Source organism: Streptomyces sp. DH12 (assembly GCF_020873895.1).
Taxonomy (GTDB): Bacteria; Actinomycetota; Actinomycetes; order Streptomycetales; family Streptomycetaceae; genus Streptomyces.
Genome location: NZ_JAHWGT010000175.1, coordinates 1 through 851 on the forward strand (window position 1 = coordinate 1; position 851 = coordinate 851).

Sequence of the window (851 nt, forward strand, 5' to 3'; positions counted from 1 at the left end):
CACCGAGGCGTCCAACTGGACGTACGACCCGGTACGGAAGCAGTACTACTTCCACCGCTTCTTCTCGCACCAGCCGGACCTCAACTACGAGAACCCGCGCGTGCAGGAGGAGGTCCTGGCGGCCCTGCGCTTCTGGCTCGACCTGGGCATCGACGGCTTCCGGCTGGACGCCGTCCCCTATCTGTACGCGGCCGAGGGAACGAACTGCGAGAACCTGCCGGCGACGCACGCGTTCCTGAAGCGGGTCCGCAAGGAGATCGACACCCAGTACCCCGACACCGTGCTCCTCGCCGAGGCCAACCAGTGGCCCGAGGACGTCGTCGACTACTTCGGCGACTACGCCGCCGGCGGCGACGAATGCCACATGGCCTTCCACTTCCCGGTCATGCCCCGCATCTTCATGGCCGTCCGCCGCGAATCCCGCTACCCCGTCTCCGAGATCCTCGCCAAGACCCCCGCCATCCCCTCCGGCTGCCAGTGGGGCATCTTCCTGCGCAACCACGACGAGCTGACCCTGGAAATGGTCACCGACGAGGAACGCGACTACATGTGGGCCGAATACGCCAAAGACCCCCGCATGCGCGCCAACATCGGCATCCGCCGCCGCCTCGCCCCCCTCCTCGACAACGACCGCAACCAGATCGAACTCTTCACCGCCCTCCTGCTCTCCCTCCCCGGGTCCCCGATCATCTACTACGGCGACGAGATCGGCATGGGCGACAACATCTGGCTCGGCGACCGCGACGCCGTCCGCACCCCCATGCAATGGACCCCCGACCGCAACGCCGGCTTCTCCTCCTCCGACCCCGGCCGCCTCTACCTCCCCACGATCATGGACCCGGTCTACGGCT

General features: G+C 67.1%; 1 protein-coding gene. It reads left to right on the forward strand.

Going from position 1 to position 851, the window contains the following annotated elements:
- Positions 1-851, forward strand: an 851-nt coding sequence (locus LPA54_RS33315; RefSeq protein WP_267487926.1) for an alpha-amylase family glycosyl hydrolase, incomplete at both ends; no start/stop codon positions are given.